The organism is Kutzneria sp. CA-103260 (assembly GCF_018263855.1).
Taxonomy (GTDB): domain Bacteria; phylum Actinomycetota; class Actinomycetes; order Mycobacteriales; family Pseudonocardiaceae; genus Kutzneria.
In genome coordinates, this window is the sequence record NZ_CP073318.1 from 9,556,773 (window position 1) to 9,577,394 (window position 20,622).

At 70.8% G+C, this 20,622-nt stretch carries 19 protein-coding genes; 13 read left to right on the plus strand and 6 right to left on the minus strand.

Translation table 11 applies throughout. The features are described 5' to 3' along the window. Positions 1 to 32 precede the first annotated feature (32 nt). The 6 genes from sucC to purH all read left to right on the plus strand — a co-directional run bounded on the left by sucC (position 33) and on the right by purH (position 7,142). The gene (gene sucC / locus JJ691_RS42640; protein WP_211765108.1) at positions 33 to 1,202 is read left to right on the plus strand and encodes an ADP-forming succinate--CoA ligase subunit beta; all 1,170 of its coding nucleotides are present in this window, start codon (positions 33 to 35) and stop codon (positions 1,200 to 1,202) included. Positions 1,203 to 1,205: 3 nt separating this feature from the next. Then, complete coding sequence (sucD, locus tag JJ691_RS42645; RefSeq protein ID WP_211765109.1) at positions 1,206 to 2,093, plus strand: succinate--CoA ligase subunit alpha; 888 nt, start codon at positions 1,206 to 1,208, stop codon at positions 2,091 to 2,093. Positions 2,094 to 2,251: 158 nt separating this feature from the next. Further along, positions 2,252 to 3,067, plus strand: a complete 816-nt coding sequence (locus JJ691_RS42650; protein WP_211765110.1) for a DUF5336 domain-containing protein — start codon at positions 2,252 to 2,254, stop codon at positions 3,065 to 3,067. Positions 3,068 to 3,259: 192 nt separating this feature from the next. After that, the gene (locus tag JJ691_RS42655; protein WP_211765111.1) at positions 3,260 to 4,876 is read left to right on the plus strand and encodes a cell division protein PerM; all 1,617 of its coding nucleotides are present in this window, start codon (positions 3,260 to 3,262) and stop codon (positions 4,874 to 4,876) included. Positions 4,877 to 4,947: 71 nt separating this feature from the next. After that, positions 4,948 to 5,571 carry a phosphoribosylglycinamide formyltransferase gene (gene purN, locus JJ691_RS42660; RefSeq protein ID WP_249227375.1) on the plus strand — a complete coding sequence of 208 codons (624 nt, stop codon included), beginning with the start codon at positions 4,948 to 4,950 and terminating at the stop codon, positions 5,569 to 5,571. After that, positions 5,568 to 7,142, plus strand: coding sequence for a bifunctional phosphoribosylaminoimidazolecarboxamide formyltransferase/IMP cyclohydrolase (gene purH / locus JJ691_RS42665; protein ID WP_211765112.1), 1,575 nt, complete (start codon positions 5,568 to 5,570; stop codon positions 7,140 to 7,142). Before purN ends, purH begins: the two co-directional genes overlap by 4 nt. A gap of 51 nt (positions 7,143 to 7,193) precedes the next feature. Here the strand turns inward: purH and JJ691_RS42670 are convergent, their stop codons facing one another. Beyond that, positions 7,194 to 7,361: a hypothetical protein gene (locus JJ691_RS42670; protein ID WP_211765113.1), complete on the minus strand. Its 168-nt coding sequence runs from the start codon at positions 7,359 to 7,361 to the stop codon at positions 7,194 to 7,196. Between the two features lie 292 nt (positions 7,362 to 7,653). Here JJ691_RS42670 and JJ691_RS42675 point away from each other — a divergent pair, with 292 nt between their 5' ends. From JJ691_RS42675 to JJ691_RS42685, 3 genes are read left to right on the plus strand one after another with little or no spacing between them, the layout of a single operon-like run. Beyond that, positions 7,654 to 8,370 (plus strand): hypothetical protein, encoded by a 717-nt coding sequence (locus tag JJ691_RS42675; RefSeq protein WP_249227376.1) that lies wholly within the window; start codon positions 7,654 to 7,656, stop codon positions 8,368 to 8,370. Then, the gene (locus tag JJ691_RS42680) at positions 8,367 to 9,941 is read left to right on the plus strand and encodes a DNA polymerase Y family protein (protein WP_211765114.1); all 1,575 of its coding nucleotides are present in this window, start codon (positions 8,367 to 8,369) and stop codon (positions 9,939 to 9,941) included. The genes JJ691_RS42675 and JJ691_RS42680 overlap by 4 nt, the downstream gene beginning before the upstream one ends. After that, positions 9,942 to 10,103 (plus strand): hypothetical protein, encoded by a 162-nt coding sequence (locus tag JJ691_RS42685; RefSeq protein WP_211765115.1) that lies wholly within the window; start codon positions 9,942 to 9,944, stop codon positions 10,101 to 10,103. It begins immediately after the preceding gene. Positions 10,104 to 10,192: 89 nt separating this feature from the next. On the opposite strand, the gene JJ691_RS42690 is transcribed toward JJ691_RS42685, so the two are convergent. Beyond that, a complete protein-coding gene (locus tag JJ691_RS42690; RefSeq protein ID WP_211765116.1) occupies positions 10,193 to 10,666 on the minus strand; it encodes a hypothetical protein in 474 nt (157 codons plus the stop codon). 149 nt (positions 10,667 to 10,815) lie between these two features. Further along, on the minus strand, positions 10,816 to 11,361 hold the full coding sequence (locus JJ691_RS42695) for an HD domain-containing protein (RefSeq protein ID WP_249227377.1): 546 nt from the start codon (positions 11,359 to 11,361) through the stop codon (positions 10,816 to 10,818). A 76-nt stretch (positions 11,362 to 11,437) separates the two neighbouring features. Between JJ691_RS42695 and JJ691_RS42700 the strand changes: the two genes are divergently transcribed. Next, the gene (locus JJ691_RS42700) at positions 11,438 to 11,971 is read left to right on the plus strand and encodes an EF-hand domain-containing protein (protein WP_211765118.1); all 534 of its coding nucleotides are present in this window, start codon (positions 11,438 to 11,440) and stop codon (positions 11,969 to 11,971) included. A gap of 203 nt (positions 11,972 to 12,174) precedes the next feature. Here the strand turns inward: JJ691_RS42700 and JJ691_RS42705 are convergent, their stop codons facing one another. After that, positions 12,175 to 12,516 carry a hypothetical protein gene (locus JJ691_RS42705; RefSeq protein WP_211765119.1) on the minus strand — a complete coding sequence of 114 codons (342 nt, stop codon included), beginning with the start codon at positions 12,514 to 12,516 and terminating at the stop codon, positions 12,175 to 12,177. Positions 12,517 to 12,803: 287 nt separating this feature from the next. Here JJ691_RS42705 and JJ691_RS42710 point away from each other — a divergent pair, with 287 nt between their 5' ends. Then, positions 12,804 to 16,136 (plus strand): error-prone DNA polymerase, encoded by a 3,333-nt coding sequence (locus JJ691_RS42710; protein ID WP_211765120.1) that lies wholly within the window; start codon positions 12,804 to 12,806, stop codon positions 16,134 to 16,136. Positions 16,137 to 16,270: 134 nt separating this feature from the next. Here the strand turns inward: JJ691_RS42710 and JJ691_RS42715 are convergent, their stop codons facing one another. Beyond that, complete coding sequence (locus JJ691_RS42715; protein WP_211765121.1) at positions 16,271 to 18,565, minus strand: chitobiase/beta-hexosaminidase C-terminal domain-containing protein; 2,295 nt, start codon at positions 18,563 to 18,565, stop codon at positions 16,271 to 16,273. A 115-nt stretch (positions 18,566 to 18,680) separates the two neighbouring features. After that, complete coding sequence (locus JJ691_RS42720) at positions 18,681 to 19,514, minus strand: serine aminopeptidase domain-containing protein (RefSeq protein WP_249227378.1); 834 nt, start codon at positions 19,512 to 19,514, stop codon at positions 18,681 to 18,683. Between the two features lie 108 nt (positions 19,515 to 19,622). On the opposite strand from JJ691_RS42720, the gene JJ691_RS42725 reads away from it, so the two are divergent. After that, on the plus strand, positions 19,623 to 20,255 hold the full coding sequence (locus JJ691_RS42725) for a TetR/AcrR family transcriptional regulator (RefSeq protein WP_211765123.1): 633 nt from the start codon (positions 19,623 to 19,625) through the stop codon (positions 20,253 to 20,255). Continuing rightward, positions 20,252 to 20,611, plus strand: a complete 360-nt coding sequence (locus JJ691_RS42730; RefSeq protein WP_211765124.1) for an effector-associated constant component EACC1 — start codon at positions 20,252 to 20,254, stop codon at positions 20,609 to 20,611. Before JJ691_RS42725 ends, JJ691_RS42730 begins: the two co-directional genes overlap by 4 nt. Positions 20,612 to 20,622 lie beyond the last annotated feature (11 nt).

The following is a 20,622-nucleotide window of genomic DNA, read 5'->3' on the forward strand; positions in this document are numbered from 1 at the left end:
CGTGTCCGACACCGACGTCGCAGGAGACCCGAGTGGACCTGTACGAGTACCAGGCGAAGGACCTCTTCGCCGCCCACGGAGTACCGGTGCTGCCGGGCTCCGTGGCCGCCACCCCCGCGGAAGCCCGCGCCATCGCCGAGCAGCTCGGCCAGACCGTCGTCGTCAAGGCGCAGGTCAAGACCGGCGGCCGGGGCAAGGCCGGCGGCGTCAAGCTGGCCGACAACCCCGACGACGCGCAGGCCAAGGCCGAGGCCATCCTCGGGCTGGACATCAAGGGCCACATCACCCGCAAGGTGCTGGTGACCCCCGCCTCGGACATCGCCGAGGAGTACTACGTCTCCTTCCTGCTCGACCGGGCCAACCGCACCTTCCTGGCGATGGCCTCCGCCGAGGGCGGCATGGAGATCGAGCAGCTGGCCGTGGAGCGCCCCGAGGCGCTGGCCAAGATCCCGGTGGACGCCATCAAGGGTGTCGACAAGGCCAAGGCCGAGGAGATCGTCGCCGCCGGCAAGTTCCCGGCCGAGGTCGCCGACCAGGTGGCCGACGTGCTGGTGCAGCTGTGGGCGACCTTCGTCGGTGAGGACGCCACGCTGGTCGAGGTCAACCCGCTGGTGCGCGACCCCGAGGGCAAGATCGTCGCCCTCGACGGCAAGGTCACCCTCGACGAGAACGCCGGGTTCCGCCACGGCACCCACGCCGAGCTGGTCGACCACGAGGCCGAGGACCCGCTGGAGGCCAAGGCCAAGGCCAAGCACCTCAACTACGTGAAGCTGGACGGCCAGGTCGGCATCATCGGCAACGGCGCCGGTCTGGTCATGTCCACCCTGGACGTCGTCGCCTACGCCGGCGAGAAGCACAAGGGCGTCAAGCCGGCCAACTTCCTGGACATCGGCGGCGGCGCGTCGGCCGAGGTCATGGCCAACGGCCTGGAGATCATCCTCGGCGACCCGGACGTGCGGTCGGTCTTCGTGAACGTCTTCGGCGGCATCACCGCGTGCGACGCGGTGGCCAACGGCATCGTGAAGGCGCTGGAGATCCTCGGCGACGAGGCCACCAAGCCGCTGGTCGTCCGCCTGGACGGCAACAACGTGGACGAGGGTCGTCGCATCCTCGCCGAGGCGAACCACCCGCTGGTGACCCTGGTGGACACGATGGACAACGCGGCCGACAAGGCCGCCGAGCTCGCAGCTGCGGGGGTGTGACCGGTGGCTATCTTCCTCACCGCGGACAGCAAGGTCATCGTCCAGGGCATGACCGGCTCCGAGGGCATGAAGCACACCAAGCGCATGCTCGCCTCGGGCACCAACATCGTCGGCGGCGTGAACCCGCGCAAGGCCGGCGAGAAGGTCGACTTCGACGGCCAGGTGGTGCCGGTGTTCGGCACCGTCGCGGAGGCCATCGAGGCCACCGGCGCCGACGTCACCGTCGTGTTCGTGCCGCCGGCCTTCAGCAAGGCCGCCGTGATCGAGGCCATCGACGCCGGCATCGGCCTGGCCGTGGTGATCACCGAGGGCATCCCGGTGCACGACAGCGCCGCCTTCTGGGCGCACGCCGTGGCCACCGGCAACAAGACCCGCATCATCGGCCCGAACTGCCCCGGCGTGATCAGCCCCGGCAAGTCCAACGCGGGCATCATCCCGGCCAACATCGCCGGCCCGGGCAAGATCGGCCTGGTGTCCAAGTCGGGCACGCTGACCTACCAGATGATGTACGAGCTGCGGGAGATCGGCTTCTCCAGCGCGGTCGGCATCGGCGGCGACCCGATCATCGGCACCACCCACATCGACGCGCTCGAGGCGTTCCAGAACGACCCCGAGACCGCGGCGATCGTGATGATCGGCGAGATCGGCGGCGACGCTGAGGAGCGGGCCGCGGCCTACATCAAGGAGCACGTCACCAAGCCGGTCGTCGGCTACGTGGCCGGCTTCACCGCGCCCGAGGGCAAGACCATGGGCCACGCGGGCGCGATCGTGTCCGGCTCGGCCGGCACCGCGGCCGCCAAGAAGGAGGCCCTCGAGGCCGCCGGCGTCAAGGTCGGCAAGACGCCGAGCGAGACCGCCCAGCTCATGCGGGAGATCATCGCCGCGCTCTGAGTTTTCTTCACGTCTGCTGGGGCGGTCCGCGAGTGCGGGCCGCCCCACAGCTGTTTCTCAGGCGATCGGGAGAACCCTCCGTGGTCGGCATACGTCCTACGGGGTGAATCCGATAGCGTTTTCACAACGCGCCGTCCAGACCTAGGGAGAGCACACCCATGACCTTCCCACCCGGTGGTCCGGCCCCGACCCCGGCCAAGCCGGCGGCGGCGACCCAGGAACTCGACAAGCTGCTACACATGGCCGCCGCGGGACTGTCCGTGCTCGTCCTCGTGGCCGGCTTCTTCGCCTTCGCGCCCTCGGTGTCCAGCTACGCCGCCGGCCTCGGCTGGATCCCGGCGCTCTACCTGCTGGCCGGCGGCCTGTCGGCCCAGGTGCTGCTGCCCAAGCCGGTCAAGCCCGGCATCCTGCCCGGCCTCGTCGCCGTCGCGGTGACGCTGCCGCTGCTGTTCACGGTGTTCACCGCCGGCGCCACCGCGTGGGGCGCCTACGTGCTGCTGATCCTCGGCGTGCTGACCGCCGTCGCGGCCGTCGGCGGCTACCTGGTCGAGGCCGGCCTGGTCTCGCCGCCCGCGCCCAAGCCGTACCAGCCGCCGCAGCAGCCCGGCCAGTGGAGCCCGCAGACCGGCGGCTTCCCGCAGCCCCAGCCCGGCCAGCAGCCCGGCGGCCCGTTCGCTGGCTTCGGCCAGCCCACCCAGGCCGTGCCCCAGCCGGGCCAGCAGGGCCAGCCCGGTCAGCCGACCCAGGTCGTGCAGCCCGGCCAGTTCGGGGCGCCGCAGCAGCAGGCCCCCGCGCCGCAGCCCACGCAGTTCATGTCCCACCCGGGCCAGTTCAGCGCGCCGATGCCGCCGTCCACCCCGGGCACCCCGCCCGGCGGTCAGCCCGGTCAGCAGCCCGGCCAGCAGCCCGGCCAGCAACCAGGTCAGCAGCCCGGCACCCCGCCCAGCGGCTTCACCACCCCGCCCCAGGGCTAACCAACGAGCATCGGCCCACCCCGCTCCATGGGCAAGGCTGATGTGTTTGGAAGGGACCATTCCTCTCGTTCAACGTCAGGAATGGTCCCTTCACTGCATCCGAGGCAGTCACTCCGCGTGAAGCCGGGGTGTTCCGGCTGTGTTCGGCGTGGCGCTCACTTGACGTCGCAACGTGGATGCGAGAGTGGGACCGTGCCGGTCATCCAGTCCAGCCAGGCCCGGCCCGCCGCGCCCGAGCGGCGTCCGGCCCGGTCCCGTCAGAACCACAGCCGGGTGCGGGTGCTGGCCTACGCCGCCGTCGCGCCGATCGTCGGCGGCTACGCGGCGGTCGCCACGGTGCTCGCGGTGGTCATCGCCTCGGCCTCCAACATCCAGCTGTCGGTGTCCGGCGTGCTGCTGGCCGCCGTCCCGGGCTGGCTGGCGGCCCACCACGTGCCGCTGGGACTGGGCACGCATTCGTTCGCGGTGCTGCCGCTGCTGCCGACGGCGCTGCTGATGCTCATGGTCGCCCGCTCGGCGAACCGGGCGGCGGCCCGGCTGCACCTGCACGAGCCGACGCAGGCCCGGCTGGTGGTGCTCCCGATCGCCGCGGCGCACGCGATCGTCGGCGTGACCATCGCTCTGGTGCTGCGGACCGGGCCGGTGACGGCCAGTCCGCCGGCGGCGTTCTTCGGCTGCGGGGCGCTGTCCGCGCTGGCCGCGACGGTCGGCGTGGCGCGGCGGTGCTGCCTGCTGGACGCGGCGCTGTCGCGGGTGGACCCGGTGGTGGTCCGCGGCCTGCGGGCCGGCGTGATCGGCGTGGCGGCGATGTCCGCGGCCGGCGCGCTGGTGCTGGCCTTCGGCCTGGTCGCGCACTGGACGACGGCGACCGCGATCTTCGAGCAGAGCGGGTCCGAGCTGGGCAGCGAGTTCGGCATGCTGCTGCTGACCATCGCGTACCTGCCCAACGCCATCGTCGCCGCGCTGGCCTTCGCCATGGGTCCCGGCTTCACCATGGGCACGTTCTCGGTCGCCCCGCTGCACCTGACCATCGCCAAGGCGCCGGCGGTGCCGCTGTTCGCCGCGCTGCCCGAGCACCAGAGCCGGGCGCTGCTCGGCCTGATGATCGTCCCGCTCGCGGTCGGCGTGTTCCTGGGCTGGGCGTCCCGGCGGATCGCACCGCGGCCGCTGGGCCGGCTGCGCGCCGTCGCCGTCGCGGCGGCGATAGTCGGCGCGACCGTGTTCCTGCTGGCCGCCCTGACCGGTGGACGGCTCGGCGGCGGTGCCTTCAGCCCCGTCACGGTGCCGGCCGGCCTGGTCGGCGCGGTGGCCCTGGGCTGGGTGCTGGTGCCGGCCGCGCTGGTGGCGTGTCTCGCGGGCCCGAAGCCGGCACGGAACGTGCGCCCGGTTCCCGTCGCTGCCTCACCCAAGCCAGTCGCCGAACCGGAGCCGGAACCCGAGCTCGACGCCAGTGCCGAAGCCGAGTCCCCGACCGAGCCCGAGGCCGCGACGGAAGCCCTCGCGGAAGAACCCGACACCGACCAGGAAGACGTCGACGAGCCCGAGCCCGATGTCGACACCGAGGCCGCCCCTGAGGCCGAGTCCGATTCTGAGCCTGAGGACGACCTCGAACCCGACACCGACCTCGACGCTGGGGAGCCCGACCGCCACGCCGTTCCCGAGAACGACAGCGAAGCCGACGCCGCCGCCGAGGACGACATCATCGCCGAGCTGGAGGCCGAGGCGGACGCCGAACTGGCCGCCGAGGACGCCGCCGCCGAGGCCGACGGCGATGAGGATCACTCGCCGGCCCGGCCCGGCGACAAGTAGCCGGACCTGGGCGTGAGCCCCCGAACCCGACCACTTACGCTGGCCCTGACCGTGACCCGGCTCGCCAGGAGTTGACCCTGAGCACTCTGCACCGCGCCCGCGTCGTCGTGTTCGTCTCCGGTTCCGGCACCCTGTTGCAGGCCCTGCTGGACGCCGCCGCGACCGACGACTACCCGGCGGACATCGTCGCCGTCGTCGCCGACCGGGACGGCATCGAGGGGCTGGCCCGCGCCGAGCGCGCCGGCGTGGCCACGCATGTCGTGAAGCTGCGCGACCACGCCGACCGGGCCGTCTGGGACCGGGCGCTCGCCGACCTGGTTGACACGCTGCGCCCGGACCTGATCGTGCTCGCCGGCTTCATGAAGCTGCTCGGCGATCCGTTCATGGACCGCTTCGGCGACCGCGTCATCAACTCGCATCCCGCGCTGTCGCCCGCCTTCCCCGGCGCGCACGCGGTGCGGGACGCGCTGGCCTACGGCGTGCGGGTCACCGGCTGCACGGTGTTCCTGGTGGACCGGGGCGTGGACACCGGGCCGATCCTGGTTCAGGAAGCCGTGCCGGTCGACGTCGGCGACGACGAGGCCGTGCTGCACGAACGCATCAAAAGGGTGGAGCGGCGACTGCTGGTCGACGTGGTCGCCCGGCTGGCCCGCGAGGGCTGGACCCTTCACGGACGAAAGGTGAGCATCCCGTGACCGAGGCAGGAACCGCGCAGCGCCGTCCCGTGCGCCGCGCGCTGATCGGCGTTTCGGACAAGGCCGGACTGCTGGAGCTGGCCACCGGGTTGCACGAGGCCGGCGTGGAGATCGTCTCCACCGGCGGCACCGCCAAGGCGATCGCCGACGCGGGCGTGCCGGTGGTGCCGGTCGAGCAGGTGACCGGCTTCCCGGAGTCGCTGGAGGGCCGGGTCAAGACGCTGCACCCGAGCGTGCACGCCGGCCTGCTGGCCGACACCCGCAAGCCCGACCACCTCCGGCAGCTCGACGAGCTCGGCATCGCCCCGTTCGACCTGCTCGTGGTGAACCTGTACCCGTTCACCCAGACCGTCGCCTCCGGCGCGGCCCCGGACGAGTGCGTCGAGCAGATCGACATCGGCGGGCCGGCGATGGTGCGGGCCGCCGCCAAGAACCACCCCAGTGTCGCCGTGGTGGTCGACCCCGCCCGCTACGAGTGGGTGCTGGACAGCGTGCGGGCCGGCGGCTTCACGCTCGCCGACCGGCAGCGGCTCGCCGCCGCCGCGTACCGGCACACCGCGTCGTACGACGTGGCCGTGGCGTCGTGGATGGGCAGTGTGCTCGCCCCCGACGACGATGGCTCGGGCTTCCCCGGCTGGGCCGGCGCCACCTGGGAGCGGTCCGCCGTGCTGCGCTACGGCGAGAACCCGCACCAGAAGGCCGCGCTGTACGTCTCCGGCGACGGCCGTGGCGGGCTGGCCACCGCGCAGCAGCTGCACGGCAAGGAGATGTCGTACAACAACTACGTGGACGCCGACGCCGCGTGGCGTGCCGCCCACGACCACACCGCCGCGTGCGTGGCCATCATCAAGCACGCCAACCCGTGCGGCATCGCCGTCGCTGAGGACATCGCCGACGCCCACCGCAAGGCCCACGCCTGCGACCCGGTCAGCGCCTTCGGCGGCGTGATCGCGGCCAACCGCGAGGTCACCGTGGAGATGGCCGAGCAGGTCGCGGAGATCTTCACCGAGGTCGTGGTCGCTCCGTCCTATGCGGACGGTGCGGTGGACGTGCTGGCGCGCAAGAAGAACGTGCGGATCCTGGTCGCCCAGCCGCCGGTGCGCGGCGGGGCCGAGTTCCGGGCCGTGTCCGGCGGGCTGCTGATGCAGACCGTGGACACCATCGAGGCCGACGGCGACGACCCGGCCAAGTGGACCCTGGCCACCGGCGCCGCCGTGGACGACGAGACCCTCGCCGACCTGCACTTCGCCTGGCGGGCCTGCCGGGCCGTGAAGTCCAACGCCATCCTGCTCGCGCACGCCGGGGCCACCGTCGGCGCCGGCATGGGACAGGTCAACCGGGTCGACGCCGCCCGCCTGGCCGTCGCCCGGGCCGGCGACCGCGCCCAGGGCTCGGTCGCCGCCTCGGACGCCTTCTTCCCGTTCCCGGACGGCCTGCAGGTGCTGCTGGACGCCGGCGTGAAGGCCGTCGTCCAGCCCGGCGGCTCGGTCCGTGACGCCGAGGTCATCGCCGCCGCCGAAGCGGCCGGCGTCGCCCTCTACCTCACGGGCACGAGGCACTTCGCCCATTAGTCGGTGTCGTGAAGGGGTCCTTCCTGGCGTTCAACGCCAGGAAGGACCCCTTCACTGCATGTCTCTCAGCTCCAGCACGAACTCCGCCGCGCACGCCGCCTTGCACGGCCACTGCTGGCCGCAGACGGCGCAGCTGGTGTCCATGCACTGGTGCGTCGTGAGCACCTCGGCCGCGTGGCGCCGATAGCGCGCCAGCGAGTCGTTCCAGGCGTTTGTCATCGCGTTCGGTGTGGGCTCCATCGCCATCACGACCTCCCACTCGGGTGAGCTGTAGCCAGTGTGCTCCCGATCACTCACGGGTGTCTGGATGATCACTCCATAGGCGTGTCTCCAGCGCTTGACGGCCACTGTCGCGGTGGTGTGTACTTAGCCCATCGGTTCGAACGTCAGTTCGAACCGGGAGGTGGTCGGATCGGGGTCCGGTCAACTCGACAACCGCCGTCTTCCCCACGGCGGGCCGCTGGTGCAGGGGTGCGCACGCGGTCTCGGCAGTGGGTGAGGAGGTGGCTTGGTGTCCGGGTCGGCAACGGCGTCGTTGACCGCGCTCAACGGGGTGAGCGCAGCCAGCGAGCTGGCCCAGGCGCCAACGATGGGGAAGGCTTTGCCGGTCCTGGAAGGACTGGCCGGCCTGTTGCCGTGGGGCGGCCTGCGGCGCGGGAGCACCGTGGTGGTGCGCGGGTCCACCACGCTGTTGCTCGCGCTGCTGGCCGCTGCCACGGCCGAAGGTTCCTGGGCGGCCGTGGTGGGCCTGCCCGATCTCGGCCTGGTGGCCGCGGCCGAACTCGGCGTGGTCGTGCACCGGCTGGCCCTCGTGCCCGCTCCCGGTCCCGAGCTGGTCTCCGTCACCGCCGCCCTGCTCGACGGCCTCGACCTGGTGGCCGTGGCCGAGCAGCCCCGCGCCGCCGACGCCCGCAGGCTCTCCGCCCGGGCCCGTCACCGCGGCTCCGTGCTCCTCCCCGTCGGCGACTGGCCCGGCGCCGACCTCGAACTCGAAGGCAGCGGCCGTTGGCACGGCCTGTCCGATGGCCACGGCCGTCTTCGCGCGCGGGAGCTGACCGTGAGGTCCCGTGGCCGTGGCTCCGCGGCCCGGGGCAACCAGGTCCGGCTCACCCTGCCCGGCGGCGACATGGTCGACCTGCCCACGGATCGACCCGACCTGACGGTGGCTTCGAACAAGCCCGAGCCCCGGCCCACCGACCAGCCCCGGCTGCGGCAGGTGGTCTCGTGACGGCGGTGCGCACGCTGGTGGTGTGGTGCCCGGACTGGCCGGTGCTGGCCGCGACCAAGGCAGCCGGCCTGGCGTCGGACGTGCCGGCGGCGGTGCTGGCCAACAACCGGGTCATCGCCTGCTCGGCGGTGGCCCGGGCGGAGGGCATCCGGCGCGGGGACCGCAAGCGCAGCGCCCAGGGGCGCTGCCCGGAGCTGGCGGTGTTCGAGGAGGATCCGGCGCGCGACGCCCGGGTGTTCGAGCCGGTGGCGGCGGCGGTGGAGAAGCTGGCGACGGGCATCGAGGTGGTGCGCCCGGGCATCGTGGCGCTGCCGGTGCGCGGACCGGTCCGCTACTACGGCTCGGAGGAGGCGGTCGCGGAGCGGCTGATCGACCAGGTGGCGGCGGAGTGCGACCTGGAGTGCCAGATCGGCGTGGCTGACGGCCTGTTCGCGGCGACGCTGGCGGCCCGGCGCGGAATGCTGGTGCCGGCCGGGGGCAGCGCGGCGTTCCTGGCCCCGCTGAGCACCCTGGAGCTGAGCCCGCCCGGCGGCCCGGACCGCGCCGACTTCGTGGACCTGCTCAAGCGGCTCGGGCTGCGCACGCTCGGGGCGTACGCGGCGCTGGGCGAGCGGGACGTGGCCTCCAGGTTCGGCGCGGACGCGGTGGCGACCCACCGGCTGGCCCGTGGCCTGGAGGAACGGCCGCCGGCCAGGAGACGAACACCACCCGAGCTTTCGGTAACGCATTCGCCCGATCCACCGCTAGACCGCGTGGACGCGGCCGCGTTCGCGGCGCGTGCGCTGGCGGAGCTGCTGCACGAGAAGCTCGCGGCCCGGGGGCTGGCCTGCACCCGGCTCGGCGTCCACGCGAGCACGGGAAACGGTGAGGAGCTGGGCAGGGTGTGGCGTTGCGCCGAGCCGCTCACCCCGACCGGCATCGCGGACCGGGTGCGCTGGCAGCTGGACGGGTGGCTGCGGGCCGCGCCCTCGGCCCGGCCCAGTTCCGGCATCACCAAGCTGTGGCTGGACCCCGTCGAGGTGGTCGACGCCACCGCGCTGCAGCTGGGGCTGTGGCACGGGGGTCGGGAGGATCCGGGAACCGGGGCGGAACGCGCCAGTCGGGCCCTGGTCAGGGTGCAGGGGCTGCTCGGTCCCGATGGCGTGGTCACCGGCGTGCTCGGTGGCGGACGCGGGCCATCGGACCGGGTCCGGCTGGTGCCGTGGGGCGAGGAACGCCTGCCCGGCGCCGATCCGGATGCACCGTGGCCGGGCCGGCTGCCCGCGCCGTCCCCGGCGACCGTGCCGGCCGCACCGGTGGCCGCCGAGGTGCTCGACGCCTCGGCGGCCCCGGTCGGCGTCAGCGCCCGGCAGCGGCTCACCGCCCGGCCGTCGGCGGTGTCCGTGGCCGGAGGGCCCGCACGGCCGGTGGTGGCGTGGGCCGGGCCGTGGGCGGCCGAGGAGTCGTGGTGGGAGCCGTCCGGCGGGCGTCGCCGGGCCCGGCTCCAGGTGCTGCTGGACGGAGTCGAACAGACCGCGCTGCTACTGGTCCGCGAGGGCCGGGGATGGGCGGTGGAAGGGGTGTACGACTAGATGAGCGACGACCAGTGGGAGACGGCGTCCTGGGAGACCAGGCCGGACCCGTGGTTCACCGAGCCGGCCTGGCCGACCCGGCAGCCCGCCCTGCCGGCGTGGTCGGCCCGCGAGTTCGGGCAGCAGATCCTGATCCCGGCGCCCCGCGCGTCCATGGAGTGACGAAGGCCGGCCGGGCAGGTGTCCTTTGTGGCCGGACGGAAACGAGGGCGGGGAAGGCGTTTCCTTCCCCGCCCTCGTTCACTTCGCGACTACGCGATGCCCCAGGTCTGCTGGCGGCGGTCCTGGCTGAGGGAGGCGCCGAAGCCGTCCGTGCTCAGGTGCGAGCCGTCCGAGAACATCAGGTCGACGTGGATGTCGAAGCGCCACGTGTCATGGCCGTTGGGGTCGATGCGGATCGTGGACGTGCCCTGGTTCAGCAGGTCCCAGCTGCTCTGGTTGGTGATCTGCAGCGAGTACGGCCCGTTGTCCGAGTTGTCGTCGAAGTGGGCGAAGTCGTTGGAGATGAAGGCCGCGGTGGTGTTGTTCTTGTCCCGCACCCACAGCGTGACGTGAGTGTCGTCGTCCTTGTCCTCGTTGTTGGTGTGGAAGAAGACGGTCGCCTTCGTCAGCACCGCGCCCGGCCCCGCCGGAGCCGCGCCGGCCGTGCCGGCGGAGGTGAGCGTCGCGCACGTGATCAGGCCGAGGGCGGCAACCGCGGCGGCAATCTTGTTACGAGCAGTCATTTCTCTCTTCCCTTTCCCCAGTAAGACCGAGCGGCATCAAGCTATCCGCGGGGAACGGCGGGAATCATCGGAGCGAGCCCCCACGTCGTCCGGGCGTTTTTCCCGGGCAAACCGGGAAACCCGACGATCGATCGGGAACTGTGCATCCCTCAGATCGGGTATGAGGACTGGAAGGCCAGACGTTGGTCCGCGCCGCCGGCGATACGGTCGAGCTCGTCGTCCAGGGCCATGAACGCTTCCCAGGGCTCACCACCAAGCCGTGCGACGACCAGCTGCTCAAGATCCGGAACTCGTTTGGCTTTCCAGATCTTGTCGGCCAGGCTCACCACGAGCTCCTCGGCGCTGATGCCCGGCGCGGTCCACGAGGCATGGCTGGCGGCGAAGCGGGCCAGCTCCGGCTCGACGCCGTGGGCGAGCAGCAGATCCCTGCCAGCGGCTTCGTGCCGGCGCCCGGGGCCGGACAGCTCCTCGACGTGAACGACTTTGCCGATGTCGTGGGTGGCCGCGCCGAACAGGACAGCGGCGCGGTCGAGGGGTAGCCGATCGGCGAACCAGTCGGCGAGCTGCCAGGCGACGTCGTGCACGGCGCGCAGGTGGGCGGCGAGCCGAGGTGGGGCGTCCAGGCTGACCAGCAGATCCACAGCCCGGGACGGCAGCGGTCGGAGGTCGGACTCGGTCAGGGCTCGACTCAGCACACCCTCGAAGGTAACCCGTTTGCACCAGGCTTTCGGCTGATTGTCGGCAACTGGGCCGAATGTCAGCCTGGACGCCATGTCGAGCGACTTCCAACGCCGAAAGGTCGCCGGCGTCTTCACCGCGATGGACGTCGACGGGGACGGCTTTCTGACCGAACAGGACTTCCGCGCGCTCACCGACCGGTGGACCGGGATCCGGGGCTGGGCCTCGGGAACCGCGGGACACGAGCAGTTGAGCGCGGTCATGATGGGCTGGTGGCAGACGCTGTTGGCCGTGTCTGACCGCAATCGTGACCACAAAGTCAGTCTGGACGAGGTGCTGCTGGTGGTGGACGGCCTGAGCGCGCAGCCCGCGGCCGTCATCGGCACCGCGGACGCGATGTTCGACGCCGTCGACGAGAACGCCGACGGTCAGATATCGGCGGCGGAGTACCGCCAGGCGATCGAGGCGTGGACCGGCAGGGCCACGGATATCGACGGCATCTTCCCGATCCTGGACCTGAACGGCGACGGCCACCTGTCCCGGGAGGAGTTCGCCGAGCTGTGGACGGAGTTCTGGGCCGGCGACAACCCGGATGCGCCCGGGAGTCTGGTGTTCGGGAGGGTGTGAGTCAGCGGGCCGCCGGCAGCCGCACCGAGGTCTCGGCCAGACCGACCGTGATGGCCGGATTACAACTCGTTGGGGCGAAAAGGAAACCGCCAATGACCAGGCCGATTTCGGGGGGCCGGCGGCCAGCAAGGCCAGCACGCCGGCGACCACCCACACTCTGGTGTGCCCCATTCAACGAATATGTGCTGGGACACAACGGTTTGCTACGAATCTGCCCCTTCGGGCAGCGTGGCCGACTGCCAGCTGTAGTCCCGCGGCCAGGCCTCGCCGCGGGCCCAGGCCACAAACAGTTCTGCTACCTCGGCCGGCTCGTCCAGTTCGGTCCACAGCTCCTCGCCGTCGCGCCGCTCGACCAGGAACGGGCTGTCGGCCTCGCGCCAGGTTTGCAGATATGCGCCGTTTTCACGCTCGGCCACCGCGAACCGGTCGCCGACGCCGCCGAGCCGGTCCAGCAGGGCACGCAGGGTCGGCTCGGTCGGGCCGGACAGCAGGGCTCCGTCCTCGGTGGCCACGGTGATCGGCAGGGGGTCGTTCACGAGTTCCACCGGTTCATTTTCCCAGCCGCGCTGGGGAAATCGGCAGGATCCCGGCAAAAAGGCGCTGACCTGCGGTGATCATGGGGGCAGGGGGAGGGAACGAGAGACGGTGAACAGGGGGCCGCAACGGCGTGGGAGTGGGGAGCAGGACAGGGAACCAGGGGACGCGAGTGGGCGGCCGGGCGGGGCGGTGACCTGCTGTCGCAGCGTCGCTACCTGCGGTTTCTGCTGTCGGCCGGCTTGACACCTCAAGCTCAGGGACGCATAGTCGAACGTGAGTTCGGGAGGTGTGTCGCGTGGGCTGGAACAATCCGCCGATCCGCTGGCGCGACCTTGAGCGGACCCTGTCGGGGCGGCCGGGGGAGATTCCGGACGGGGGTGACGCGCCGGGGTACAGCCGCAAGCGGGACGGCTATGAGAAGCCGGGGGACATGCCGGCGCAGGTGTCGCCGGAGACGACGGTGTACGGCGAGCGCAAGCGGGTGCCGTACGCGGAGCTGCACTGCCACTCCAACTTCAGCTTCCTGGACGGGGCCAGTCATCCCGACGAGCTGATCGAGGCGGCGGGCCGGATGCGGCTGGACGCGATCGCGCTCACCGACCACGACGGCATGTACGGGGTGATCAGGTTCGCCGAGGCGGCCAAGGAAGTGGGCATCCGGACCATCTTCGGCTCGGAGCTGAGCCTCGGCCTTTCCGTGCCGCAGAACGGGGTTCCCGATCCGGAGGGCAACCACCTGCTGGTGCTGGCCCGAAACCCCGACGGCTACGCGGCGTTGTGCCGGTGCATCACGCACGCCCAGCTCAAGGGAGGCGAGAAGGGTCGCCCGGACTACGACCTGGACATGCTGGCGGCCGAGGCGAAAGACAACTGGGCGGTGCTCACGGGCTGCCGCAAGGGAACCGTGCGCACGGCGCTCGACCGTGAGGGCCCGGAGGGAGCGGAACGCGAGCTGCGCAGGCTGATTTCCCTGTTCGGCCAGCGAAACGTGTTCGTGGAGCTGACCGACCACGGGATGCCGGAGGACACCGACCGCAACGACACACTGGTGGAGCTGGCCCGCAAGTGCGGCGTGAAGTACGTGGCGACGAACAACGTGCACTTCGCCACCACGGACCGACGGCGGCTGGCCAACGCGCTGGCGGCGGTGCGGGCGCGGCGCAGCCTGGACGAGATGGCCGGCTGGCTGCCGGCCTCCAGCGCCGCGCACCTGCGCACCGGCGAGGAGATGATGGCCCGCTTCCACCGCTACCCCGAGGCCGTGCACAACGCGGCCATCCTGGGCGTGCAGTGTGCCTTCGACCTGGAGCTCAAGCCGAGGGCCCCGAAGCTGCCGCCGTTCCCGGTGCCGCCGGGCCACAGCGAGAACAGCTACCTGCGCCTGCTCGCGATGCGTGGCGCACGTGGGAAGTACGGTCCGCGCAGCGCCAAACCGAAGGCGTACGAACAGATCGAGCACGAGCTGAAGGTGATCAGCGACCTGGGGTTCCCGGGGTACTTCCTGATCGTCTGGAACATCGTGGAGTTCTGCCGCCGCAGCGACATCCTCTGCCAGGGCCGGGGATCGGCGGCCAACTCGGCGGTCTGCTACGCGCTGGGCATCACCAATGTCGACGCCGTCGAGAACAACCTGCTGTTCGAACGGTTCCTCGCGCCGGCCCGGGACGGGCCGCCGGACATCGACCTGGACATCGAGTCCGACCGCCGCGAGGAGGTCATCCAGTACGTCTACGGCGAGTACGGCCGGACCTGCGCCGCGCAGGTGGCCAACGTGATCTCCTACCGGGCCAAGTTCGCCGTCCGCGACATGGCCCGCGCGCTCGGCTACTCCTCGGGGCAGCAGGACGCGTGGACCAAGCAGATCGACCGCTGGGGTCCCCTGCGGAAATCGGCGGACCAGAAGGAGGCCGAAGCGGATCGGGAGCACGACATCCCGGACCTGGTGGTGGAGCTGGCCAACCAGCTGGAGGGTTTCCCGCGGCACCTGGGCATCCACTCCGGCGGCATGGTGATCTGCGACCGGCCGGTGAGCGAGGTCTGCCCGGTGGAGTGGGCCCGCATGGAGAACCGGTCGGTGCTGCAGTGGGACAAGGACGACTGCGCGCTGGCCGGTCTGGTCAAGTTCGACCTGCTCGGACTCGGAATGCTGTCCGCGCTGCACTACGCCGTGGACCTGGTGTGGGAGTTCGAGAACAAGAAGGTCGATCTGTCCACACTGGACCTGAAGGACCAGAAGGTCTACGACATGCTGTGCAAGGCCGACACCGTGGGCGTGTTCCAGGTGGAGAGCCGCGCGCAGATGGCGACCCTGCCCCGGTTGAAGCCGCGCAAGTTCTACGACCTGGTGGTGGAGGTGGCGCTGATCCGGCCCGGCCCGATCCAGGGCGGCTCCGTGCATCCCTATATCCGGCGGCGCAATGGGCTGGAACCGGTCAAGATCGACCACAAGCTGCTGGAACCCGCGCTGGAGCGGACCCTTGGCGTGCCGCTGTTCCAGGAGCAGCTGATGCAGATGGCGGTGGACGTCGCCGACTTCACCCCGGCCGAGGCCGACGAGCTGCGCCGGGCGATGGGGGCCAAGCGGTCCACACAGCGGATGGAACGGCTGCGGGAGCGCTTCTACGCCGGTGCGGCGGTCAACGGCATCACCGGCGAGCTGGCCGACGACATCTTCCGGAAGCTGTTGGCGTTCGCCAACTTCGGCTTCCCGGAGAGTCACGCGCTCAGCTTCGCGCACCTGGTGTTCGCCTCGGCGTACCTGAAGCTGAACCACCCGGCGGCGTTCTGCGCGGCGCTGCTGCGGGCCCAGCCGATGGGCTTCTACTCGCCGCAGTCGCTGGTCGCGGACGCTCGCCGGCACGGCGTCACCGTGCACGGGCCGGACATCAACGTCAGCCTGCCGCACGCCAACCTGGAGCATCCCGGGCCGGCTGTGCGGCTCGGCCTCGGCACGATCCGCACTATCGGCGACAAGCTGGCCGAACGGATCGTCGAGGAGCGGGAGAACAACGGGCTGTATCGCGGCATGGTCGACCTGGCCGGTCGGACCGGGCTGACCACGCCGCAACTGGAGGCGCTGGCCACCGCGGGCGCGTTCAAGAGCCTGGGGTTGGAACGCCGTGCGGCGCTGTGGGCCGCCGGCGCGGCGGCACGGGAACGAGCAGGCCGGCTGCCCGGAACCGTGGTCGGCACCGACGCCCCGATGCTGCCCGGCATGGACGAGATCGAGATCGCCGCCGCCGACGTGTGGGCCACCGGAGTCTCGCCGGACAGCTTCCCGATCCAGTTCGTCCGCGAGCACCTGCGCCGGATGGGGGCGATCCCGGTAGCGGATCTGTCCAAAGTGGACGACAAGACCCGGGTGCTGGTCGGCGGGGCGATCACCCACCGGCAGCGGCCGGCGACCGCCGGCGGCGTCACGTTCCTCAACGTGGAGGACGAGACCGGCATGGTGAACGTGGTGTGCACCGAGGGACTGTGGCGGCGCTACCGCCGGATCGCCCGCACCAGCTCGGCCGTGGTGGTGCGGGGTGTGCTGGAGAAGGTGGAGGGCGTGCTCAGCCTGCAGGCTGACCAGTTGCGGCACCTGGACATCCGCGTGCCCTCCACCTCCCGCGACTTCCGCTGACCAGGTTTGAGTGTCTCCAAGACCTGCAAACCTGGGCGATCGACACCGCTAACCGCCACAAACCTCGCGGGGTTTGTGGCGGTTAGCGACCACTGCGGAGGGGGTTTGTGGGTCTTGGAGACCCACAAGCTCTGTCAGGGGTAGCTGACCAGGTTGCTTGGCGTGGTGCCGGAGGGGGTCACCGCGCCGGTGTCGTTGATGATGTGGGTGATGGTGCCCTGGTAGTTCAGGGAAACCGTGAGCAGGTCATGGAACTTCACGCCGGCGTTGTTGGGGACTTCGAAGGCGTGGTAGGCGTTCACGGCCGGGTTGACGTTGAAGTAGTTGTAGCTGCCCAGACCCCAGGCCTCATGCGAGGTGACGTTCGCGCCGACCTTGTAGGCGGCGTAGCCGTTCACCCCGCTCGGTGCCATCCAGGCGGCCTGGTTGGGCACGTCGTAGGGCATCTCGTTCTGGAAGAAGATGGTCCGGCCGCCCTGGCCGTTCCAGGTCACCTCGTACTTCTGGTAGTGCTCCACGAAAAGCCCGGTCGCCAGCACGTTGTCGCCGTTGACGATCACGCCGTTGTCGGCGGTGTTGGTGGTCCAGCCGACGGTGCCGCCGTTGCCGTGGTCGGCCCGCCACGCCCAGATGTGGTCGATCAGCGTGTTGGCGCTGTTGACGATCAGGCTCGCGGTGGCCTTGCCGGCGACCTCGCCGCCGACCCGGAAGAACACGTCCTGGATCGAGGTCGGGTTGGACGCGTGACCGGCCGAGGAGCCGGACTGGCCGACGGTGAGCAGCGCGGCCGAGTTGGTGGTGCCGGCGTCGAACAGCAGGCCCTTGAGCCGCACGCCGTCCACATCGGACACCTGCATGGCGTTGACCCCGTTGTCCGGCACGAGGGTCGGGTAGCCGATGCCCAGCACCACGGTGTTGGCCTTGGTGACGTTCAGCGTCTGGTTGAGGTGGTAGACGCCGGGCGTGAAGAACAGGTTGCAGCCGGAGTTCAGCGCCGCGTTGATGGTCGACGCCGTGTCACCGGCCTTGACCACGTAGAACTGGCTCATCGGCAGCGAGCTGCCGGGCGTGCTGCCGCTGGCCCAGCTCGGGCCGGAGGCGTTGGTGCGCAGGGAAGGCAGGAACACCCGGTACTTGCCGGTGCCGTCGAGGTACAGGTACGGCACGTCCCGCGACACCGGGGTGGTGCCCAGGGTCGTCTCCGGCGGGGTCGGGAAGGTGTTGGCGGGCGCGCCGTTCACGCCGGAGAACACCATGTTCCACACGCCGCCGGACCAACTGCCGAAGCTGGAGTCGCGGGTGTACCACTGTTGCTGGGAGATCGACGCGGTCTGGCCGGACACCTTGGTGTCGGCGACGTAGCCGCCGCTGGCCCAGCCGTAGCTGGCCGGGTAGAGCTGGAGGTCGCCGCGGACGTCCATGCGCCGGAACGGCGCCGCCTGCGCGACGGCCCAGCGGTCGCCGCCGGTGGCGTTGACGGCCATGTTCTCGGCCGAGCGCCAGAAGTTCTGGGTGGCGTTGCCGGCGTCGGAGGCGTTGAAGGCGTCGACCGTGACGTGCCCGTTGATGGTGACGTCGTCGGGGTTCTGGCCGAGGCCGGCGACCGAGGTGTAGAAGCCGACGTTGTCGTTCACGCCGTAGGTGCCGGGCTTGAACAGCTCGGCCACCCGCCGCTCGGCGAACTGCGCGGTCTGGGTGTCCTTCTGCGCGTTGAAGTCGGCGTCGAGCTGCGACTGGATGGTCGCGGCCGACATGCTCGGGTCGAAGATGTGCACGTTCGGCCCGAAGTTCGGCGTGTCGGACTGGGTCGGGCAGGTCGCCGACGTGGCGCCGATGCTGTACGCCGCGCTGGCCACCGGCGAGTTGGCCAGGCCGGAGCCGACGGCGATGGCGTTCACGGTCTGGCTGGACGACACGGTGATCGGGCTCGTGTACTGCGGCGAGCTCGCCGTCGGCGTCGAACCGTCCACTGTGTACCGAATGGTGGCGCCGGCGGTGGCCGTGGCGATGGTCACCGTCTGGGCGGTGGTGTAGCTGCCGCCGGGCGGGCTGAAGGTCGGGGCGGCGGCGGCCGGCGTGCTGCTGCCGCCCTGGGTGTAGCTGAAGTGCGGGGTGTCGTACTGGGGCCCGCTCTTCTCGTAGGTGAACCAGTAGTCCAGGGCGGTGCCGTTGGACAGGCCGTTGACGGTCCACTGCCAGGTGCCGGCGTTGTTGGTCATCCGGACGTTCTGCTGGCCGATGCCGGGCACGCCGGTGTAGTGCACGTCCACATAGAGCGAGGCCGTGGTCGGCGTGAAGTCGATCCGCGCCGAGCTGGCGCTGACCTGGGTGACGGACTGGGTGTAGTCGGTGGCCGCGGCGGCGGGCAGGGTAATCGCCGTGGTCAGGGCTACTGCACCGATTAAGGCGCGTAGCAGCGGGATCCTCATCTGAGCACCTCCGAGCAGGGGCAGGGTCTGCCGGAACACGACACTGTGAGAGCGCTCTCAAGCGTCGTGACGATAGACCGCCGGCCCCGTGCTACGGAAGAGCGAACGGCGAAATTCAGGCCCCTGCGTCAAAAAACGGCTGGCAGTGGACGGGGCTGCTCGGGTCAAGGGCGTTGAGCACGAGTGACGCAACGTTCGGGTCGACGGCCTGGCCGAGGTGGCCGGTGAAGTCCACCGGGCAGCCGTCCTGGATCACGATGTGGGTGGCGTTGGGCGCGGTGAACACGCCGCTGGTGTACGGGGTCACCACGGTGTCGTACTTGGAGACGATGTTGGTGTACGTCGGCCCGGGCACGGCCACGCCGCCGGCGCCGAGCTTGGTCAGGAAGGCTGAGCCGGGCAGGTACTCGGCGCAGGCCGCGCAGCCGACGCCGGTCAGCGCCGGGCCGAGGTGCAGCAGATTGGCCAGCGTGGCCAGACCGTCCAGCGACGTGCCGGCGTAGTTGGCGCCGAAGCCCACGAAGTGGGTCACCTTGGCCGCGCCACCGAGGAACTTCAGGTAGTAGGCCGGCACGGTGCTGCCCTCGGAGTGGCCGACGATGTCGACCTTGGCGGCGTGCGTGGCCGCCTGGACCTCGTCCACGAAGGCGTCCAGCTGCGCGGCGCTGTCCTCCATCGGGCGCAGGCCGCCCACGGTCGGGCCCAGGATGCCGGTGCCATAGGTCAGGAAGAAGACGCAGTAGCCGTTGGCGGCCAGTGTCGGGGCGAGGGTTGCGAAGTTGACCGGGCCGTTCGCGCCGAGACCGTGCACCAGCACGACGGGTTCCGGGTGCTGTGTGCTGGGGGCACAGGAGAAGTCGTTGACGCCCGATGACGGCGCGGCGTTCGCGGTGACTGTGCCGGCCAGCAGGCCGAGTGTGGCCAGCAGGGGGACGAGGAGCTTGCGCAAGGAGACCTCCGAAGCAGGGCGGCTATGACCTGGCTCACGTCGAGTACAACACGCTGCCTTGTTTCGAACAAGACAGATTTTCCAGAATCGGTTCCGTAGCATTTCGGCATGACCCGCAGCGGCCGCACCGTCCGTGGACTCGACGCCGAGCAGCGTCGGGCGCAACGGCGGGCGGACCTGTTGGCGGCAGCGCTGACCCTGTTCGGCCGCAAGGGTTTCGGCGCGGTGCCGATCGAGGAGATCTGCCAGACGGCCTACGTCGGCACCAAGAGCTTCTACGAGCTGTTCGACAGCAAGGAAGCCTGCTACCTGGCCCTGTTCGAGCAGCTCACGGCCGACCTGTCGGCACGGATGCAGGCGGCGCTGGGCGAGGTCGACAGCATCGACGGCCTGCTGGAGACGCTGGCCCAGGTGCTGGTCGCTGACCTCCGGGTGCCGCAGGTGCTGTTTGGCCAGTCGGCGGGGGTGTCACCGGCGGTCGAGCGGCGTCGCCGGGAGAACCGGCGCTGGGCCGCCGGGTTTGTCGAGGGTGTGTGGCGGCAGTACGGCGTGATCGGACCCGACCAGGATGTGCGGCCGATCGCCATCGCCACCATCGGCGGGCTGTTCGAGCTGATCGCCGACTGGCTGTTCGACGGAGCCGAGGAATCCGATGTGCTGATCGCCCGGCTGACGGCGTACAACCGGATCGTCCGAGCGGGCCTTGAGTCCACTGTGGACGGTGTATCGTCCGACCGGTGACAACAGTGTCGCTGACCCTGCACGGTGATCCCGAGGACGTCGACAGTCAGGCCCGGCAGCTGCGCACGGAGCTGCTCGACCTGGACGTGGACCGGGTGGACTTCGCGCCCGGCGGACCGCCGCCGGCGGCCAGCAAAGGGGCCGACGCCGACACCGTCAGCACCATCATCGTCGCGCTGAGCACCTCGCCGGTGCTCATCCAGCTCGGCCGGGTGCTGCGCGACTGGGTCACCCGCGGCCAGCACCGCAAGATCGAGGTGCGCGACGGCGAGCGCTCCATCGTGCTCACCAACACCACCAGCGCCGACAACCAGGCGGCCATCGAGGCGTTCTTCCGGCACGAGCCGAGGGACTGACTACGATCCGT